The organism is Comamonas testosteroni, assembly GCF_014076415.1.
In the GTDB taxonomy this organism is placed as follows: domain Bacteria; phylum Pseudomonadota; class Gammaproteobacteria; order Burkholderiales; family Burkholderiaceae_C; genus Comamonas; species Comamonas testosteroni_F.
Genome location: NZ_CP043568.1, coordinates 3,829,791 through 3,845,783, shown reverse-complemented (window position 1 = coordinate 3,845,783; position 15,993 = coordinate 3,829,791). Strand labels below are relative to the sequence as shown.

At 54.0% G+C, this 15,993-nt stretch carries 16 protein-coding genes and 3 pseudogenes; 13 read left to right on the top strand and 6 right to left on the bottom strand.

Annotated elements, in window-relative coordinates:
* Nucleotides 1-15 precede the first annotated feature (15 nt).
* Nucleotides 16-1,206, bottom strand: coding sequence for a tetracycline efflux MFS transporter Tet(C) (gene tet(C) / locus F0P97_RS17750; protein ID WP_000841446.1), 1,191 nt, complete (start codon nt 1,204-1,206; stop codon nt 16-18).
* Between the two features lie 92 nt (nt 1,207-1,298).
* On the opposite strand from tet(C), the gene tetR(C) reads away from it, so the two are divergent.
* The 3 genes from tetR(C) (at nt 1,299) to F0P97_RS17735 (ending at nt 3,495) form a co-directional block, all read left to right on the top strand.
* On the top strand, nt 1,299-1,958 hold the full coding sequence (tetR(C), locus tag F0P97_RS17745) for a tetracycline resistance transcriptional repressor TetR(C) (RefSeq protein ID WP_001038045.1): 660 nt from the start codon (nt 1,299-1,301) through the stop codon (nt 1,956-1,958).
* Complete coding sequence (locus tag F0P97_RS28085; protein WP_061342203.1) at nt 1,945-2,259, top strand: helix-turn-helix domain-containing protein; 315 nt, start codon at nt 1,945-1,947, stop codon at nt 2,257-2,259. The genes tetR(C) and F0P97_RS28085 overlap by 14 nt, the downstream gene beginning before the upstream one ends.
* 531 nt (nt 2,260-2,790) lie before the next feature.
* Nucleotides 2,791-3,495, top strand: a complete 705-nt coding sequence (locus F0P97_RS17735) for an IS6-like element IS26 family transposase (protein ID WP_001067855.1) — start codon at nt 2,791-2,793, stop codon at nt 3,493-3,495.
* A 52-nt stretch (nt 3,496-3,547) separates the two neighbouring features.
* Here F0P97_RS17735 and intI1 read toward each other — a convergent pair.
* A pseudogene (gene intI1, locus F0P97_RS17730) lies at nt 3,548-4,345 on the bottom strand (class 1 integron integrase IntI1); the annotation flags it as partial.
* Between the two features lie 155 nt (nt 4,346-4,500).
* Here intI1 and dfrA16 point away from each other — a divergent pair.
* From dfrA16 to F0P97_RS17680, 9 genes and pseudogenes are all read left to right on the top strand, one after another.
* Nucleotides 4,501-4,974, top strand: coding sequence for a trimethoprim-resistant dihydrofolate reductase DfrA16 (dfrA16, locus tag F0P97_RS17725; protein ID WP_032490158.1), 474 nt, complete (start codon nt 4,501-4,503; stop codon nt 4,972-4,974).
* 164 nt (nt 4,975-5,138) lie between these two features.
* Nucleotides 5,139-6,005 (top strand): PSE family carbenicillin-hydrolyzing class A beta-lactamase CARB-2, encoded by an 867-nt coding sequence (locus tag F0P97_RS17720; protein ID WP_001931474.1) that lies wholly within the window; start codon nt 5,139-5,141, stop codon nt 6,003-6,005.
* 117 nt (nt 6,006-6,122) lie between these two features.
* Nucleotides 6,123-6,961, top strand: a pseudogene (locus tag F0P97_RS17715) (AadA family aminoglycoside 3''-O-nucleotidyltransferase).
* A gap of 214 nt (nt 6,962-7,175) precedes the next feature.
* The gene (locus F0P97_RS17710; RefSeq protein WP_001256773.1) at nt 7,176-8,435 is read left to right on the top strand and encodes a chloramphenicol efflux MFS transporter CmlA6; all 1,260 of its coding nucleotides are present in this window, start codon (nt 7,176-7,178) and stop codon (nt 8,433-8,435) included.
* Nucleotides 8,436-8,626: 191 nt separating this feature from the next.
* A complete protein-coding gene (locus tag F0P97_RS17705) occupies nt 8,627-8,974 on the top strand; it encodes a quaternary ammonium compound efflux SMR transporter QacE delta 1 (protein WP_000679427.1) in 348 nt (115 codons plus the stop codon).
* Nucleotides 8,968-9,807, top strand: a complete 840-nt coding sequence (sul1, locus tag F0P97_RS17700; RefSeq protein ID WP_000259031.1) for a sulfonamide-resistant dihydropteroate synthase Sul1 — start codon at nt 8,968-8,970, stop codon at nt 9,805-9,807. The genes F0P97_RS17705 and sul1 overlap by 7 nt, the downstream gene beginning before the upstream one ends.
* Nucleotides 9,808-9,934: 127 nt before the next feature.
* A complete protein-coding gene (locus F0P97_RS17695) occupies nt 9,935-10,435 on the top strand; it encodes a GNAT family N-acetyltransferase (RefSeq protein WP_000376623.1) in 501 nt (166 codons plus the stop codon).
* A 506-nt stretch (nt 10,436-10,941) separates the two neighbouring features.
* Complete coding sequence (locus F0P97_RS17685; RefSeq protein WP_001389365.1) at nt 10,942-11,706, top strand: IS6-like element IS6100 family transposase; 765 nt, start codon at nt 10,942-10,944, stop codon at nt 11,704-11,706.
* Nucleotides 11,707-11,760: 54 nt separating this feature from the next.
* Nucleotides 11,761-12,027, top strand: a pseudogene (locus tag F0P97_RS17680) (DDE-type integrase/transposase/recombinase); the annotation flags it as partial.
* A gap of 263 nt (nt 12,028-12,290) precedes the next feature.
* On the opposite strand, the gene F0P97_RS17670 reads toward F0P97_RS17680, so the two are convergent.
* Nucleotides 12,291-12,788: an HAD domain-containing protein gene (locus F0P97_RS17670; RefSeq protein WP_198424700.1), complete on the bottom strand. Its 498-nt coding sequence runs from the start codon at nt 12,786-12,788 to the stop codon at nt 12,291-12,293.
* 113 nt (nt 12,789-12,901) lie between these two features.
* Here F0P97_RS17670 and F0P97_RS17665 point away from each other — a divergent pair.
* Nucleotides 12,902-13,896, top strand: a protein-coding gene (locus F0P97_RS17665) for an IS5 family transposase (protein WP_269780048.1) whose coding sequence is annotated in 2 segments (ribosomal slippage) — nt 12,902-13,553 and nt 13,553-13,896 — 996 coding nt in all. Because the reading frame shifts where the segments join, the coding sequence is not laid out codon by codon here.
* On the opposite strand, the gene F0P97_RS17660 is transcribed toward F0P97_RS17665, so the two are convergent.
* The 3 genes from F0P97_RS17660 to F0P97_RS17650 are packed head-to-tail and all read right to left on the bottom strand — an operon-like array spanning nt 13,893 to nt 15,992.
* Complete coding sequence (locus F0P97_RS17660) at nt 13,893-14,954, bottom strand: AAA family ATPase (protein WP_182283339.1); 1,062 nt, start codon at nt 14,952-14,954, stop codon at nt 13,893-13,895. The genes F0P97_RS17665 and F0P97_RS17660 overlap by 4 nt on opposite strands.
* On the bottom strand, nt 14,941-15,387 hold the full coding sequence (locus tag F0P97_RS17655) for an ABC-three component system middle component 5 (RefSeq protein ID WP_182283338.1): 447 nt from the start codon (nt 15,385-15,387) through the stop codon (nt 14,941-14,943). The genes F0P97_RS17660 and F0P97_RS17655 overlap by 14 nt, the downstream gene beginning before the upstream one ends.
* Nucleotides 15,388-15,434: 47 nt before the next feature.
* Entirely contained in the window at nt 15,435-15,992 is a 558-nt protein-coding gene (locus F0P97_RS17650) for an ABC-three component system protein (RefSeq protein ID WP_182283337.1), read from the bottom strand.
* Nucleotide 15,993 lies beyond the last annotated feature (1 nt).

The following is a 15,993-nucleotide window of genomic DNA, read 5'->3' as shown; positions in this document are numbered from 1 at the left end:
GCCGCCGGCTTCCATTCAGGTCGAGGTGGCCCGGCTCCATGCACCGCGACGCAACGCGGGGAGGCAGACAAGGTATAGGGCGGCGCCTACAATCCATGCCAACCCGTTCCATGTGCTCGCCGAGGCGGCATAAATCGCCGTGAAGATCAGCGGTCCAATGATCGAAGTTAGGCTGGTAAGAGCCGCGAGCGATCCTTGAAGCTGTCCCTGATGGTCGTCATCTACCTGCCTGGACAGCATGGCCTGCAACGCGGGCATCCCGATGCCGCCGGAAGCGAGAAGAATCATAATGGGGAAGGCCATCCAGCCTCGCGTCGCGAACGCCAGCAAGACGTAGCCCAGCGCGTCGGCCGCCATGCCGGCGATAATGGCCTGCTTCTCGCCGAAACGTTTGGTGGCGGGACCAGTGACGAAGGCTTGAGCGAGGGCGTGCAAGATTCCGAATACCGCAAGCGACAGGCCGATCATCGTCGCGCTCCAGCGAAAGCGGTCCTCGCCGAAAATGACCCAGAGCGCTGCCGGCACCTGTCCTACGAGTTGCATGATAAAGAAGACAGTCATAAGTGCGGCGACGATAGTCATGCCCCGCGCCCACCGGAAGGAGCTGACTGGGTTGAAGGCTCTCAAGGGCATCGGTCGACGCTCTCCCTTATGCGACTCCTGCATTAGGAAGCAGCCCAGTAGTAGGTTGAGGCCGTTGAGCACCGCCGCCGCAAGGAATGGTGCATGCAAGGAGATGGCGCCCAACAGTCCCCCGGCCACGGGGCCTGCCACCATACCCACGCCGAAACAAGCGCTCATGAGCCCGAAGTGGCGAGCCCGATCTTCCCCATCGGTGATGTCGGCGATATAGGCGCCAGCAACCGCACCTGTGGCGCCGGTGATGCCGGCCACGATGCGTCCGGCGTAGAGGATCCACAGGACGGGTGTGGTCGCCATGATCGCGTAGTCGATAGTGGCTCCAAGTAGCGAAGCGAGCAGGACTGGGCGGCGGCCAAAGCGGTCGGACAGTGCTCCGAGAACGGGTGCGCATAGAAATTGCATCAACGCATATAGCGCTAGCAGCACGCCATAGTGACTGGCGATGCTGTCGGAATGGACGATATCCCGCAAGAGGCCCGGCAGTACCGGCATAACCAAGCCTATGCCTACAGCATCCAGGGTGACGGTGCCGAGGATGACGATGAGCGCATTGTTAGATTTCATACACGGTGCCTGACTGCGTTAGCAATTTAACGGTGATAAACTACCGCATTAAAGCTTATCGATGATAAGCTGTCAACCATGAGAATTCGCGAATGAACAAGCTCCAACGCGAGGCCGTGATCCGAACCGCGCTCGAACTGCTTAACGACGTGGGCATGGAAGGTCTAACGACGCGCCGACTGGCTGAGCGCCTCGGGGTGCAACAGCCAGCGCTCTACTGGCATTTCAAGAACAAGCGTGCGTTGCTCGACGCACTTGCCGAAGCCATGCTGACGATAAATCACACGCATTCGACGCCAAGGGATGACGACGACTGGCGTTCGTTCCTGAAGGGCAATGCATGCAGTTTTCGACGGGCGTTGCTCGCTTATCGCGATGGCGCGCGTATTCATGCCGGGACGCGGCCAGCCGCGCCGCAGATGGAAAAAGCCGACGCGCAGCTTCGCTTCCTTTGCGATGCTGGCTTTTCGGCAGGTGACGCGACCTATGCGTTGATGGCAATCAGCTACTTCACCGTCGGCGCTGTTCTTGAGCAGCAAGCTAGCGAGGCAGACGCCGAGGAGCGGGGCGAAGATCAGTTGACCACCTCAGCGTCTACGATGCCGGCGCGCCTACAGAGCGCGATGAAAATCGTCTACGAAGGCGGTCCGGACGCGGCATTCGAGCGAGGCCTGGCTCTCATCATCGGCGGTCTTGAAAAAATGAGGCTCACTACGAACGACATTGAGGTGCTGAAGAATGTTGACGAATGACAGGGGGCGGCAGGTGCGGAGGGCGCGGTTGCTTCGTCATATGAAGCAAAGTCACCTAGCTGAATTAATGGGTGTGGATCAGGCAACCGTGTCGCGCTGGGAGCGGGGCACCCTTGCATTGTCGGATGGGAGGTGGTCAGCGGTTCTTCAATTGCTTACCGGGCCTTCCGATTCATCGTACGACGCTGCGCTGAAGCGTCTGGTGCAATCCTCCGCCCACAAAGTCCATCTGGTAGCGACCGGACACATTGTTTGCTCGCGGCATCTCCGGCCAGGCAAAGGGAATTGCGGATTGACCTAGCCGAACTCCTTGGTAAATCGCTGCGTGTTTATGCGTCCCCGAGATAGTTGCGGCCGACTCTGCGCTTAATGGGCTCGGTTGGCATGAGGGGCGGCTGGGGTCACTCGAGGTGGATACCGGCCCGAACTGGAGCGAGGAACTTCCATACTGCCAAGGCGAATGCTGTGGGAGCGCATCATGCTCGCTGATGGTAGCCCGGCACTACTTGTTACCACCACAGCTTAATGCGAAGGGTGCTCCTGTTCTTGTGCATATTTTATGCGCTGCTGATTGTGCATCGAACTGATAACCTCAACGGGTCTGCTTTGTAGTTCACCACACCCCTGACGCGCGCGTGCCGGATAAGCAGAACTATGGTGCCGATGGATGTCAGGAACACTCGGCCTGGTTCGTAACTAGGTCGTCCTGCGCGATCCTGCGGCTAGGGCCGGAATCGTGCTCGCCAGTCAGGCGCTGATGAAGCCTATGGGCACTGTTGCAAATAGTCGGTGGTGATAAACTTATCATCCCCTTTTGCTGATGGAGCTGCACATGAACCCATTCAAAGGCCGGCATTTTCAGCGTGACATCATTCTGTGGGCCGTACGCTGGTACTGCAAATACGGCATCAGTTACCGTGAGCTGCAGGAGATGCTGGCTGAACGCGGAGTGAATGTCGATCACTCCACGATTTACCGCTGGGTTCAGCGTTATGCGCCTGAAATGGAAAAACGGCTGCGCTGGTACTGGCGTAACCCTTCCGATCTTTGCCCGTGGCACATGGATGAAACCTACGTGAAGGTCAATGGCCGCTGGGCGTATCTGTACCGGGCCGTCGACAGCCGGGGCCGCACTGTCGATTTTTATCTCTCCTCCCGTCGTAACAGCAAAGCTGCATACCGGTTTCTGGGTAAAATCCTCAACAACGTGAAGAAGTGGCAGATCCCGCGATTCATCAACACGGATAAAGCGCCCGCCTATGGTCGCGCGCTTGCTCTGCTCAAACGCGAAGGCCGGTGCCCGTCTGACGTTGAACACCGACAGATTAAGTACCGGAACAACGTGATTGAATGCGATCATGGCAAACTGAAACGGATAATCGGCGCCACGCTGGGATTTAAATCCATGAAGACGGCTTACGCCACCATCAAAGGTATTGAGGTGATGCGTGCACTACGCAAAGGCCAGGCCTCAGCATTTTATTATGGTGATCCCCTGGGCGAAATGCGCCTGGTAAGCAGAGTTTTTGAAATGTAAGGCCTTTGAATAAGACAAAAGGCTGCCTCATCGCTAACTTTGCAACAGTGCCTTCTACGGCACGTTTGAAGGCGCGCTGAAAGGTCTGGTCATACATGTGATGGCGACGCACGACACCGCTCCGTGGATCGGTCGAATGCGTGTGCTGCGCAAAAACCCAGAACCACGGCCAGGAATGCCCGGCGCGCGGATACTTCCGCTCAAGGGCGTCGGGAAGCGCAACGCCGCTGCGGCCCTCGGCCTGGTCCTTCAGCCACCATGCCCGTGCACGCGACAGCTGCTCGCGCAGGCTGGGTGCCAAGCTCTCGGGTAACATCAAGGCCCGATCCTTGGAGCCCTTGCCCTCCCGCACGATGATCGTGCCGTGATCGAAATCCAGATCCTTGACCCGCAGTTGCAAACCCTCACTGATCCGCATGCCCGTTCCATACAGAAGCTGGGCGAACAAACGATGCTCGCCTTCCAGAAAACCGAGGATGCGAACCACTTCATCCGGGGTCAGCACCACCGGCAAGCGCCGCGACGGCCGAGGTCTTCCGATCTCCTGAAGCCAGGGCAGATCCGTGCACAGCACCTTGCCGTAGAAGAACAGCAAGGCCGCCAATGCCTGACGATGCGTGGAGACCGAAACCTTGCGCTCGTTCGCCAGCCAGGACAGAAATGCCTCGACTTCGCTGCTGCCCAAGGTTGCCGGGTGACGCACACCGTGGAAACGGATGAAGGCACGAACCCAGTGGACATAAGCCTGTTCTGTTCGTAAGCTGTAATGCAAGTAGCGTATGCGCTCACGCAACTGGTCCAGAACCTTGACCGAACGCAGCGGTGGTAACGGCGCAGTGGCGGTTTTCATGGCTTGTTATGACTGTTTTTTTGTACAGTCTATGCCTCGGGCATCCAAGCAGCAAGCGCGTTACGCCGTGGGTCGATGTTTGATGTTATGGAGCAGCAACGATGTTACGCAGCAGGGCAGTCGCCCTAAAACAAAGTTAACTCGAGGGAGAAATCGTGAAGTTATCACTAATGGCTGCCAAGTCGAAGAACGGTATTATCGGTAATGGACCAGATATTCCATGGAGCGCCAAAGGCGAGCAACTTCTATTTAAGGCAATTACATATAATCAATGGCTTTTAGTTGGACGCAAAACTTTTGAGTCAATGGGCGCTCTCCCAAATCGAAAGTATGCAGTTGTAACTCGCTCTAATTTTTCTACGAATGATGAGGGTGTAATGGTTTTCTCCTCAATTCAGGATGCCTTAATAAATTTAGAGGAAATCACGGATCATGTTATCGTTTCTGGTGGTGGTGAAATATACAAAAGCTTGATTTCCAAAGTAGATACTTTGCATATTTCAACAGTCGACATCGAGCGAGATGGAGACATAGTTTTTCCTGAAATCCCAGATACATTCAAGTTGGTATTTGAGCAAGATTTCGAGTCTAACATTAACTATTGTTATCAAATCTGGCAAAAGAGTTAACAAGCGCCTGCAATCTGACCTCCGGTTACTGTCACCTTTTTTTGCGGTGGAGCTGCAAAAAAGGCGCCATTAACCTCCGGCAGTTGAGGCGGGCGTTAGCCATATTATGGAGCCTCATGCTTTTATATAAAATGTGTGACAATCAAAATTATGGGGTTACTTACATGAAGTTTTTATTGGCATTTTCGCTTTTAATACCATCCGTGGTTTTTGCAAGTAGTTCAAAGTTTCAGCAAGTTGAACAAGACGTTAAGGCAATTGAAGTTTCTCTTTCTGCTCGTATAGGTGTTTCCGTTCTTGATACTCAAAATGGAGAATATTGGGATTACAATGGCAATCAGCGCTTCCCGTTAACAAGTACTTTTAAAACAATAGCTTGCGCTAAATTACTATATGATGCTGAGCAAGGAAAAGTTAATCCCAATAGTACAGTCGAGATTAAGAAAGCAGATCTTGTGACCTATTCCCCTGTAATAGAAAAGCAAGTAGGGCAGGCAATCACACTCGATGATGCGTGCTTCGCAACTATGACTACAAGTGATAATACTGCGGCAAATATCATCCTAAGTGCTGTAGGTGGCCCCAAAGGCGTTACTGATTTTTTAAGACAAATTGGGGACAAAGAGACTCGTCTAGACCGTATTGAGCCTGATTTAAATGAAGGTAAGCTCGGTGATTTGAGGGATACGACAACTCCTAAGGCAATAGCCAGTACTTTGAATAAATTTTTATTTGGTTCCGCGCTATCTGAAATGAACCAGAAAAAATTAGAGTCTTGGATGGTGAACAATCAAGTCACTGGTAATTTACTACGTTCAGTATTGCCGGCGGGATGGAACATTGCGGATCGCTCAGGTGCTGGCGGATTTGGTGCTCGGAGTATTACAGCAGTTGTGTGGAGTGAGCATCAAGCCCCAATTATTGTGAGCATCTATCTAGCTCAAACACAGGCTTCAATGGCAGAGCGAAATGATGCGATTGTTAAAATTGGTCATTCAATTTTTGACGTTTATACATCACAGTCGCGCTGATAAGGCTAACAAGGCCATCAAGTTGACGGCTTTTCCGTCGCTTGTTTTGTGGTTTAACGCTACGCTACCACAAAACAATCAACTCCAAAGCCGCAACTTATGGCGGCGTTAGACATCATGAGGGTAGCGGTGACCATCGAAATTTCGAACCAACTATCAGAGGTGCTAAGCGTCATTGAGCGCCATCTGGAATCAACGTTGCTGGCCGTGCATTTGTACGGCTCCGCAGTGGATGGCGGCCTGAAGCCATACAGCGATATTGATTTGTTGGTTACTGTGGCCGTAAAGCTTGATGAAACGACGCGGCGAGCATTGCTCAATGACCTTATGGAGGCTTCGGCTTTCCCTGGCGAGAGCGAGACGCTCCGCGCTATAGAAGTCACCCTTGTCGTGCATGACGACATCATCCCGTGGCGTTATCCGGCTAAGCGCGAGCTGCAATTTGGAGAATGGCAGCGCAATGACATTCTTGCGGGTATCTTCGAGCCAGCCATGATCGACATTGATCTAGCTATCCTGCTTACAAAAGCAAGAGAACATAGCGTTGCCTTGGTAGGTCCGGCAGCGGAGGAATTCTTTGACCCGGTTCCTGAACAGGATCTATTCGAGGCGCTGAGGGAAACCTTGAAGCTATGGAACTCGCAGCCCGACTGGGCCGGCGATGAGCGAAATGTAGTGCTTACGTTGTCCCGCATTTGGTACAGCGCAATAACCGGCAAAATCGCGCCGAAGGATGTCGCTGCCGACTGGGCAATAAAACGCCTACCTGCCCAGTATCAGCCCGTCTTACTTGAAGCTAAGCAAGCTTATCTGGGACAAAAAGAAGATCACTTGGCCTCACGCGCAGATCACTTGGAAGAATTTATTCGCTTTGTGAAAGGCGAGATCATCAAGTCAGTTGGTAAATGATGTCTAACAATTCGTTCAAGCCGACCGCGCTACGCGCGGCGGCTTAACTCCGGCGTTGGGCGCACAATAAGGCTCCTTGCAGAGTTGCTTGAAAGTTGTTACGATTCAAATTTAATCATGAGATAGTCAGCAGATGAGCACTTCCAAGAACGCAGACAAGTAAGCCGCAGCAACCTTCATTTTTCGGTTGTTGCGGCGTTCTCATGAATCCTTTTGCTCTACGGGAGCGCCGCCAAATCCTTTGTTCAAGGAGATGGTTTCGTGCGCTCAAAAAACTTTAGTTGGCGGTACTCCCTTGCCGCCACGGTGTTGTTGTTATCACCGTTCGATTTATTGGCATCACTCGGCATGGACATGTACTTGCCAGCAGTGCCGTTTATGCCAAACGCGCTTGGTACGACAGCGAGCACAATTCAGCTTACGCTGACAACGTACTTGGTCATGATTGGTGCCGGTCAGCTCTTGTTTGGACCGCTATCGGACCGACTGGGGCGCCGCCCCGTTCTACTGGGAGGTGGCCTCGCCTACGTTGTGGCGTCAATGGGCCTCGCTCTTACGTCATCGGCTGAAGTCTTTCTGGGGCTTCGGATTCTTCAGGCTTGTGGTGCCTCGGCGTGCCTTGTTTCCACATTTGCAACAGTACGTGACATTTACGCAGGTCGCGAGGAAAGTAATGTCATTTACGGCATACTCGGATCCATGCTGGCCATAGTCCCGGCGGTAGGCCCATTGCTCGGAGCGCTCGTCGACATGTGGCTTGGGTGGCGGGCTATCTTTGCGTTTCTAGGTTTGGGCATGATCGCTGCATCTGCAGCAGCGTGGCGATTCTGGCCTGAAACCCGGGTGCAACGAGTTGCGGGCTTGCAATGGTCGCAGCTGCTACTCCCCGTTAAGTGCCTGAACTTCTGGTTGTACACGTTGTGTTACGCCGCTGGAATGGGTAGCTTCTTCGTCTTTTTCTCCATTGCGCCCGGACTAATGATGGGCAGGCAAGGTGTGTCTCAGCTTGGCTTCAGCCTGCTGTTCGCCACAGTGGCAATTGCCATGGTGTTTACGGCTCGTTTTATGGGGCGTGTGATACCCAAGTGGGGCAGCCCAAGTGTCTTGCGAATGGGAATGGGATGCCTGATAGCTGGAGCAGTATTGCTTGCCATCACCGAAATATGGGCTTTGCAGTCCGTGTTAGGCTTTATTGCTCCAATGTGGCTAGTGGGTATTGGTGTCGCCACAGCGGTATCTGTGGCGCCCAATGGCGCTCTTCGAGGATTCGACCATGTTGCTGGAACGGTCACGGCAGTCTACTTCTGCTTGGGCGGTGTACTGCTAGGAAGCATCGGAACGTTGATCATTTCGCTGTTGCCGCGCAACACGGCTTGGCCGGTTGTCGTGTACTGTTTGACCCTTGCAACAGTCGTGCTCGGTCTGTCTTGTGTTTCCCGAGTGAAGGGCTCTCGCGGCCAGGGGGAGCATGATGTGGTCGCGCTACAAAGTGCGGAAAGTACATCAAATCCCAATCGTTGAGAGAATGTGGCAAGCTATCGCCCAACAAATCGCTGCAGCCGACCCAAAACCGCTACGCGGTTTCGGTCGGCTGAGCTCAGGCGTTAGATGCACTAAGCACATAATTGCTCACAGCCAAACTATCAGGTCAAGTCTGCTTTTATTATTTTTAAGCGTGCATAATAAGCCCTACACAAATTGGGAGATATATCATGAAAGGCTGGCTTTTTCTTGTTATCGCAATAGTTGGCGAAGTAATCGCAACATCCGCATTAAAATCTAGCGAGGGCTTTACTAAGCTTGCCCCTTCCGCCGTTGTCATAATCGGTTATGGCATCGCATTTTATTTTCTTTCTCTGGTTCTGAAATCCATCCCTGTCGGTGTTGCTTATGCAGTCTGGTCGGGACTCGGCGTCGTCATAATTACAGCCATTGCCTGGTTGCTTCATGGGCAAAAGCTTGATGCGTGGGGCTTTGTAGGTATGGGGCTCATAATTGCTGCCTTTTTGCTCGCCCGATCCCCATCGTGGAAGTCGCTGCGGAGGCCGACGCCATGGTGACGGTGTTCGGCATTCTGAATCTCACCGAGGACTCCTTCTTCGATGAGAGCCGGCGGCTAGACCCCGCCGGCGCTGTCACCGCGGCGATCGAAATGCTGCGAGTCGGATCAGACGTCGTGGATGTCGGACCGGCCGCCAGCCATCCGGACGCGAGGCCTGTATCGCCGGCCGATGAGATCAGACGTATTGCGCCGCTCTTAGACGCCCTGTCCGATCAGATGCACCGTGTTTCAATCGACAGCTTCCAACCGGAAACCCAGCGCTATGCGCTCAAGCGCGGCGTGGGCTACCTGAACGATATCCAAGGATTTCCTGACCCTGCGCTCTATCCCGATATTGCTGAGGCGGACTGCAGGCTGGTGGTTATGCACTCAGCGCAGCGGGATGGCATCGCCACCCGCACCGGTCACCTTCGACCCGAAGACGCGCTCGACGAGATTGTGCGGTTCTTCGAGGCGCGGGTTTCCGCCTTGCGACGGAGCGGGGTCGCTGCCGACCGGCTCATCCTCGATCCGGGGATGGGATTTTTCTTGAGCCCCGCACCGGAAACATCGCTGCACGTGCTGTCGAACCTTCAAAAGCTGAAGTCGGCGTTGGGGCTTCCGCTATTGGTCTCGGTGTCGCGGAAATCCTTCTTGGGCGCCACCGTTGGCCTTCCTGTAAAGGATCTGGGTCCAGCGAGCCTTGCGGCGGAACTTCACGCGATCGGCAATGGCGCTGACTACGTCCGCACCCACGCGCCTGGAGATCTGCGAAGCGCAATCACCTTCTCGGAAACCCTCGCGAAATTTCGCAGTCGCGACGCCAGAGACCGAGGGTTAGATCATGCCTAGCATTCACCTTCCGGCCGCCCGCTAGCGGACCCTGGTCAGGTTCCGCGAAGGTGGGCGCAGACATGCTGGGCTCGTCAGGATCAAACTGCACTATGAGGCGGCGGTTCATACCGCGCCAGGGGAGCGAATGGACAGCGAGGAGCCTCCGAACGTTCGGGTCGCCTGCTCGGGTGATATCGACGAGGTTGTGCGGCTGATGCACGACGCTGCGGCGTGGATGTCCGCCAAGGGAACGCCCGCCTGGGACGTCGCGCGGATCGACCGGACATTCGCGGAGACCTTCGTCCTGAGATCCGAGCTCCTAGTCGCGAGTTGCAGCGACGGCATCGTCGGCTGTTGCACCTTGTCGGCCGAGGATCCCGAGTTCTGGCCCGACGCCCTCAAGGGGGAGGCCGCATATCTGCACAAGCTCGCGGTGCGACGGACACATGCGGGCCGGGGTGTCAGCTCCGCGCTGATCGAGGCTTGCCGCCATGCCGCGCGAACGCAGGGGTGCGCCAAGCTGCGGCTCGACTGCCACCCGAACCTGCGTGGCCTATACGAGCGGCTCGGATTCACCCACGTCGACACTTTCAATCCCGGCTGGGATCCAACCTTCATCGCAGAACGCCTAGAACTCGAAATCTAACGTCCGTTCGGGCATCGAGGTCCATGTCGGGGTGGGACGGGCCCGTGGCTTCAAGATCACTTGCAGTCCGACCGCGATGTCTTGGTTGCGCGAGAGGTTGTCGATATCCTCCACTTCCATCATCAACCCTGGATAATGCCGCCGCCGTCATCGCCGCCGACGCCCGTGCCGGGCTTTTCGGGCCTGTCAGGCTTGCTCGGCCTTCAGCCTGCCTGGGCGAGATCTCCGGCGGACGGATTAACGGCGGAGCTTCGCCGCCTTTCGTGCGTGTGAAGGCCGAAGATAGTTCTCTCAAAAACATCCGTTTATGAGAGATACCAAATGTCATTTTCAGAAGACGACTGCACCAGTTGATTGGGCGTAATGGCTGTTGTGCAGCCAGCTCCTGACAGTTCAATATCAGAAGTGATCTGCACCAATCTCGACTATGCTCAATACTCGTGTGGGCTCTGTTGCAAAAATCGTGAAGCTTGAGCATGCTTGGCGGAGATTGGACGGACGGAACGATGACGGATTTCAAGTGGCGCCATTTCCAGGGTGATGTGATCCTGTGGGCGGTGCGCTGGTATTGTCGCTATCCGATCAGCTATCGCGACCTTGAGGAAATGCTGGCGGAACGCGGCATTTCGGTCGACCATACGACGATCTATCGCTGGGTCCAGTGCTACGCCCCGGAGATGGAGAAGCGGCTGCGCTGGTTCTGGCGGCGTGGCTTTGATCCGAGCTGGCGCCTGGATGAAACCTACGTCAAGGTGCGGGGCAAGTGGACCTACCTGTACCGGGCAGTCGACAAGCGGGGCGACACGATCGATTTCTACCTGTCGCCGACCCGCAGCGCCAAGGCAGCGAAGCGGTTCCTGGGCAAGGCCCTGCGAGGCCTGAAGCACTGGGAAAAGCCTGCCACGCTCAATACCGACAAAGCGCCGAGCTATGGTGCAGCGATCACCGAATTGAAGCGCGAAGGAAAGCTGGACCGGGAGACGGCCCACCGGCAGGTGAAGTATCTCAATAACGTGATCGAGGCCGATCACGGAAAGCTCAAGATACTGATCAAGCCGGTGCGCGGTTTCAAATCGATCCCCACGGCCTATGCCACGATCAAGGGATTCGAAGTCATGCGAGCCCTGCGCAAAGGACAGGCTCGCCCCTGGTGCCTGCAGCCCGGCATCAGGGGCGAGGTGCGCCTTGTGGAGAGAGCTTTTGGCATTGGGCCCTCGGCGCTGACGGAGGCCATGGGCATGCTCAACCACCATTTCGCAGCAGCCGCCTGATCGGCGCAGAGCGACAGCCTACCTCTGACTGCCGCCAATCTTTGCAACAGAGCCCTCAATAACGTGATCGAGGCCGATCACGGAAAGCTCAAGATACTGATCAAGCCGGTGCGCGGTTTCAAATCGATCCCCACGGCCTATGCCACGATCAAGGGATTCGAAGTCATGCGAGCCCTGCGCAAAGGACAGGCTCGCCCCTGGTGCCTGCAGCCCGGCATCAGGGGCGAGGTGCGCCTTGTGGAGAGAGCTTTTGGCATTGGGCCCTCGGCGCTGACGGAGGCCATGGGCATGCTCAACCACCATTTCGCAGCAGCCGCCTGATCGGCGCAGAGCGACAGCCTACCTCTGACTGCCGCCAATCTTTGCAACAGAGCCTCCGTCGCCATGCTCACCTCGCTTTGGTGCACACGAGTATTGAGCATAGTCGAGATTGGTGCAGATCACTTCTGATATTGAACTGTCAGGAGCTGGCTGCACAACAGCCATTACGCCCAATCAACTGGTGCAGTCGTCTTCTGAAAATGACAAAAGCGCGCTACTTTGACTTGTCCAGCAAACCACCGTTTGCTGAACAGTCGGCAGGGTTACGATGAAACACAAACAAATGCTCGCAGCCGGGCCACTGCCGCAGGATCGCCCAGCCCGCGCTCGGGATCGGTCTGGATGAGCCGGGCGCGGTCGGCATCGCCCCAGCCTTCGGCGTCGTCGTCGATGGCAACCCAGCGCCGAAGGCGGTGGACGTTGGCCCGGCGCTTCACTTGCTGATAGCGGCTTGCGTCCTGCCAGTAGGAAAACTGCAAACCTCGGGAGAAGTCTGGGTCGGTCTGGATGCGGTGCCACGTCGAACCGACGACACGGCGGCGCACCAGCACGGGCAGGAAGTCGCGCACCTGCTCAAAGGGCAGGTGACGAACCCAGCTCGTCGAAAGCACGATCTGGACGTGTGGATGCGCTGCCAGCACTGGGGTCAAGTTGTCCGCCCACATGAACAGCGAGCCGTCCCCGGCCAACTCCGGCCTATACTGACCCATGACAGCCCGCGCCAGGTGCAGCACGCCGTCGAAGTCGAGGAACAGGATCACGCCTTGTCCTCCCGTCCGAACTCTCCAGCTATAAGGCGCTCTAGGGAACCTCTGCATAAATCCCCAACGCATGTGCTTGCACATGCGTGCCGGGTGCGGCAGCATCCCGGCCTATGCAGCAATTTGATCTTGGCTTGAACCTTTCCACCAAAAAAATACGTAAACGCGAATTCCTGGAGCAGATGCAGCAAGTCGTTCCATGGCAAGAGTTGGTGGACTTGATTGCTCCTTACGCCCCGGAAGGTCGCAAAGGACGGCCTCCGTTTCCTGTGGAGATGCTGCTGCGTATTCACTTCATGCAGCAGTGGTTCAACCTCAGTGATCCAGCCATGGAAGAAGCGCTGCATGACATGCCCTTGTTTCGGGAATTCGTTGGCCTGTCATGGGGTAGTGCCACGCCTGATGAGAGCACTATCCTGCGGTTTCGTCATCTATTGGAAACACACAAGCTGGCCGAGCAAATTCTGAAGACGGTCACGGACTTGCTGGAGAGTAAAAAGCTGCTGCTTCGCACGGGAACCATCGTGGATGCCACACTGATTGCAGCGCCCAGCTCAACCAAAAACAGCACCAAATCTCGTGATCCTGAGATGCACCAAACCAAGAAGGGCAACCAGTGGTACTTCGGCATGAAGGCCCACATTGGCGTGGATGCGGACTCTGGCTTGGTGCATACCGTGCGGGGCACATCAGCCAACGTCAATGATGTCGTTGAAGCCAACAGCCTGCTGCATGGAAAAGAGGTTGCTGGCTATGGAGATGCAGGTACCAAGGAGCGGACAAACGCCCCGATATGCCAAAGCCAGAACCTGAGCGCAAATTCCAATGGCATATCGCCATGAAGCGCAGCCAGCGCAAGGCGCTAGATCATCAGCACCCGATATCGGCCCTGCAAGAGCAGCTTGAGCAGGTGAAGTCCAAGATCAGGGCCAAGGTCGAACACCCATTCAGAGTCATCAAGCGTCAGTTTGGCCACGTCAAAGTTCGCTACCGAGGCTTGAGAAAGAACACACAGCAACTGCATACCTTGTTTGCCTTGGCGAACTTATGGATGGCTCGTGGCCGTTTGCTAGAAAGCAGCCAATACAAGCCTGTTGTGGGGGCTTAAAAAGCAAGATGCCCGCGAAACGCGGGCATCTTGAGTGCTAGGGGCAAGAGAACATCACACTCGTTCAAGCACTGTGACGCTTGGAATCGGGTTATGCAGAGGTTCCCTAATGAACGTAGCCGGAGTTCAAGCTCCTGAATAAATCTACGTGAGTCGGCTACATCGAGCTCACCACGAGATATTTCTTCCTGAGCATTAAATAATGCCTTCTTTGCACGATCAAGCTCTGAGCGTAAATTAATGTCGGCATTTATTCTCTTCGTTGAATTCTCGACACTACGCTGTGTCCTCAGTCGAGAAAGTTCTGTAAGAATTTCTTGTTTCATCCGCTCAAGATGAGAAATTTCAGAACCAATACTTTCTACGTTTGCATTTTGCTCAGATCGTGCAAGAACCTTAAAGATGCTTTTTAGCTCTGAATCTAGAGAAGAGATTTCTTTCTCTGTTTCCCTTTTGTTTAACTGCGCAGTGTATAGGTTGTCATCATATACACCAGTAAGGTATGCGCCTATGGTCTCTCTATTTAGTGCGCTGTCAAACGAGTCAGTTCTAAATATTGGGCTGTGCAGTGATGGTTGGTCAGCATACAGTACTCGCAAAAGTTGATGCATCGTTAAATTTGATGCGCCGTCCCCTTGAGCTTCAGACAACCCGAGTGCTAAGAGTAAGGCCTGAGTAAAGCTTAGTCTTGATGCACCTCGACGAAATCCGTAAAACTCCCAGCTATCTGTTGGTGCTGAAAGTGCATTTTCATAGCTATCCCAAAATATATACATAGGGATAAGTGGCTTATTCTCCACCGAACGGCGCAAAGTAACCGCGCGCCCATTGAGGAGAACTTCGGCTATTACCCAGTCACATAGCAGTGCCTCTTGTTTCCAAGGGATATTCTCTGCTCCTAAAGCATAGGCAATGAAGTCGAGTATGGTAGTTTTGCCAGAACTATTGTGTCCACGGACAATGTTTACACCACTATGAAAGGATGTATCAAAGACGACTCGGTTATCTTTTAAGACTGTTAAGCGACGAAGGGATAGGGTTGGCTCAAATAACATCATAACGATAATCTAATAAACCGCTTCGGTGTTTCAGGCCGTCAACGCCTGTTAATGGAATGGATGCAACCCTATCGAGAACTAATTCTGCAGCGTTAGGTGTAATCATACGTGCATTGGCAACGGCTTGGCTAATTTTTTCGGGAAGCTCTTTTTCTGTACGAAAAATTACGCCGGCTTCAAATTCTTGAGGATCGAATATTCCAGACGCTGCCAGGGTTCGATATGCGGTTAACTGAATGTGTTCTAGGTCTCGGAAAGATTGCATCATACTCACCGGGCCATGATATTCATTGGCAAAGCCTTGAGCCGTTTTTCTCACATCTTTCAGATTTTCTGGGAGCCTGATTTTTTGCAACTCGGCAGGGAAGCAAAGAAAGAAATCCAGAATTCGGAGCTTTTGCAGCTCAAGTTTTTTTATTTTATCTGTAGCCATTAAGGCTCGGAAAATGCAATGATATGCATCGTATGCAGGGTGATAAATTAGCATTTATCCCACCTAATATGACAGTTTCCACCCAAAAAGAAAAGAAGTCCCAAAATATCGGCTGGAGTAAGCATTAAGTCATTGTCTCCCAGCATATCGGCCGTGGGCGCAATGACCTTTTCGCTAATGATTGCGTCCACCTCGGCTCTATCTTTGCCTGCCTCAATGGCAGGAACGACATTTAGCATAAATGCAGAGTAAAGCTGACCCAAGATATAAGTTAAAATATCTTGTGCAACGCCAGAGGTCTGCCATTTCATGATTGTTTTAGCAGCCGATTCTTTTAGCTTACTCGCTTGTCGTAGTAAATCGGCTCGGTTGGCTGCAGTCAATTTTTCCTCCAAGCCACGTACGTCACCATCAGTGTCTACAGTGCAGTAGTGCTGAAGCTGCTCAGAAATTTCTGCAATGTGAGGTTGTCCTTCACTTGCTAAGCGAAATTTCTCATAAAGCCTTCCGAGCGGCGAGCTATAACGATAAACATTTACTGTCTTCGTTTGATTGCCGGCAACAATGTCACCTTCGGCAGTATTGCCAGCCTGTGAAGTAAACATT

What these genes read in the sequence shown, in the direction of transcription:
- F0P97_RS28085 (WP_061342203.1), top strand. Translation starts at nt 1,945, where the DNA reads ATGTTGACGAATGACAGGGGGCGGCAGGTGCGGAGGGCGCGGTTGCTT.
- F0P97_RS17735 (WP_001067855.1), top strand. Translation starts at nt 2,791, where the DNA reads ATGAACCCATTCAAAGGCCGGCATTTTCAGCGTGACATCATTCTGTGG.
- F0P97_RS17720 (WP_001931474.1), top strand. Translation starts at nt 5,139, where the DNA reads ATGAAGTTTTTATTGGCATTTTCGCTTTTAATACCATCCGTGGTTTTT.
- F0P97_RS17705 (WP_000679427.1), top strand. Translation starts at nt 8,627, where the DNA reads ATGAAAGGCTGGCTTTTTCTTGTTATCGCAATAGTTGGCGAAGTAATC.
- sul1 (WP_000259031.1), top strand. Translation starts at nt 8,968, where the DNA reads ATGGTGACGGTGTTCGGCATTCTGAATCTCACCGAGGACTCCTTCTTC.
- F0P97_RS17695 (WP_000376623.1), top strand. Translation starts at nt 9,935, where the DNA reads ATGGACAGCGAGGAGCCTCCGAACGTTCGGGTCGCCTGCTCGGGTGAT.
- F0P97_RS17685 (WP_001389365.1), top strand. Translation starts at nt 10,942, where the DNA reads ATGACGGATTTCAAGTGGCGCCATTTCCAGGGTGATGTGATCCTGTGG.
- F0P97_RS17660 (WP_182283339.1), bottom strand. Translation starts at nt 14,954, where the DNA reads ATGATGTTATTTGAGCCAACCCTATCCCTTCGTCGCTTAACAGTCTTA.
- F0P97_RS17655 (WP_182283338.1), bottom strand. Translation starts at nt 15,387, where the DNA reads ATGGCTACAGATAAAATAAAAAAACTTGAGCTGCAAAAGCTCCGAATT.
- F0P97_RS17650 (WP_182283337.1), bottom strand. Translation starts at nt 15,992, where the DNA reads ATGTTTACTTCACAGGCTGGCAATACTGCCGAAGGTGACATTGTTGCC.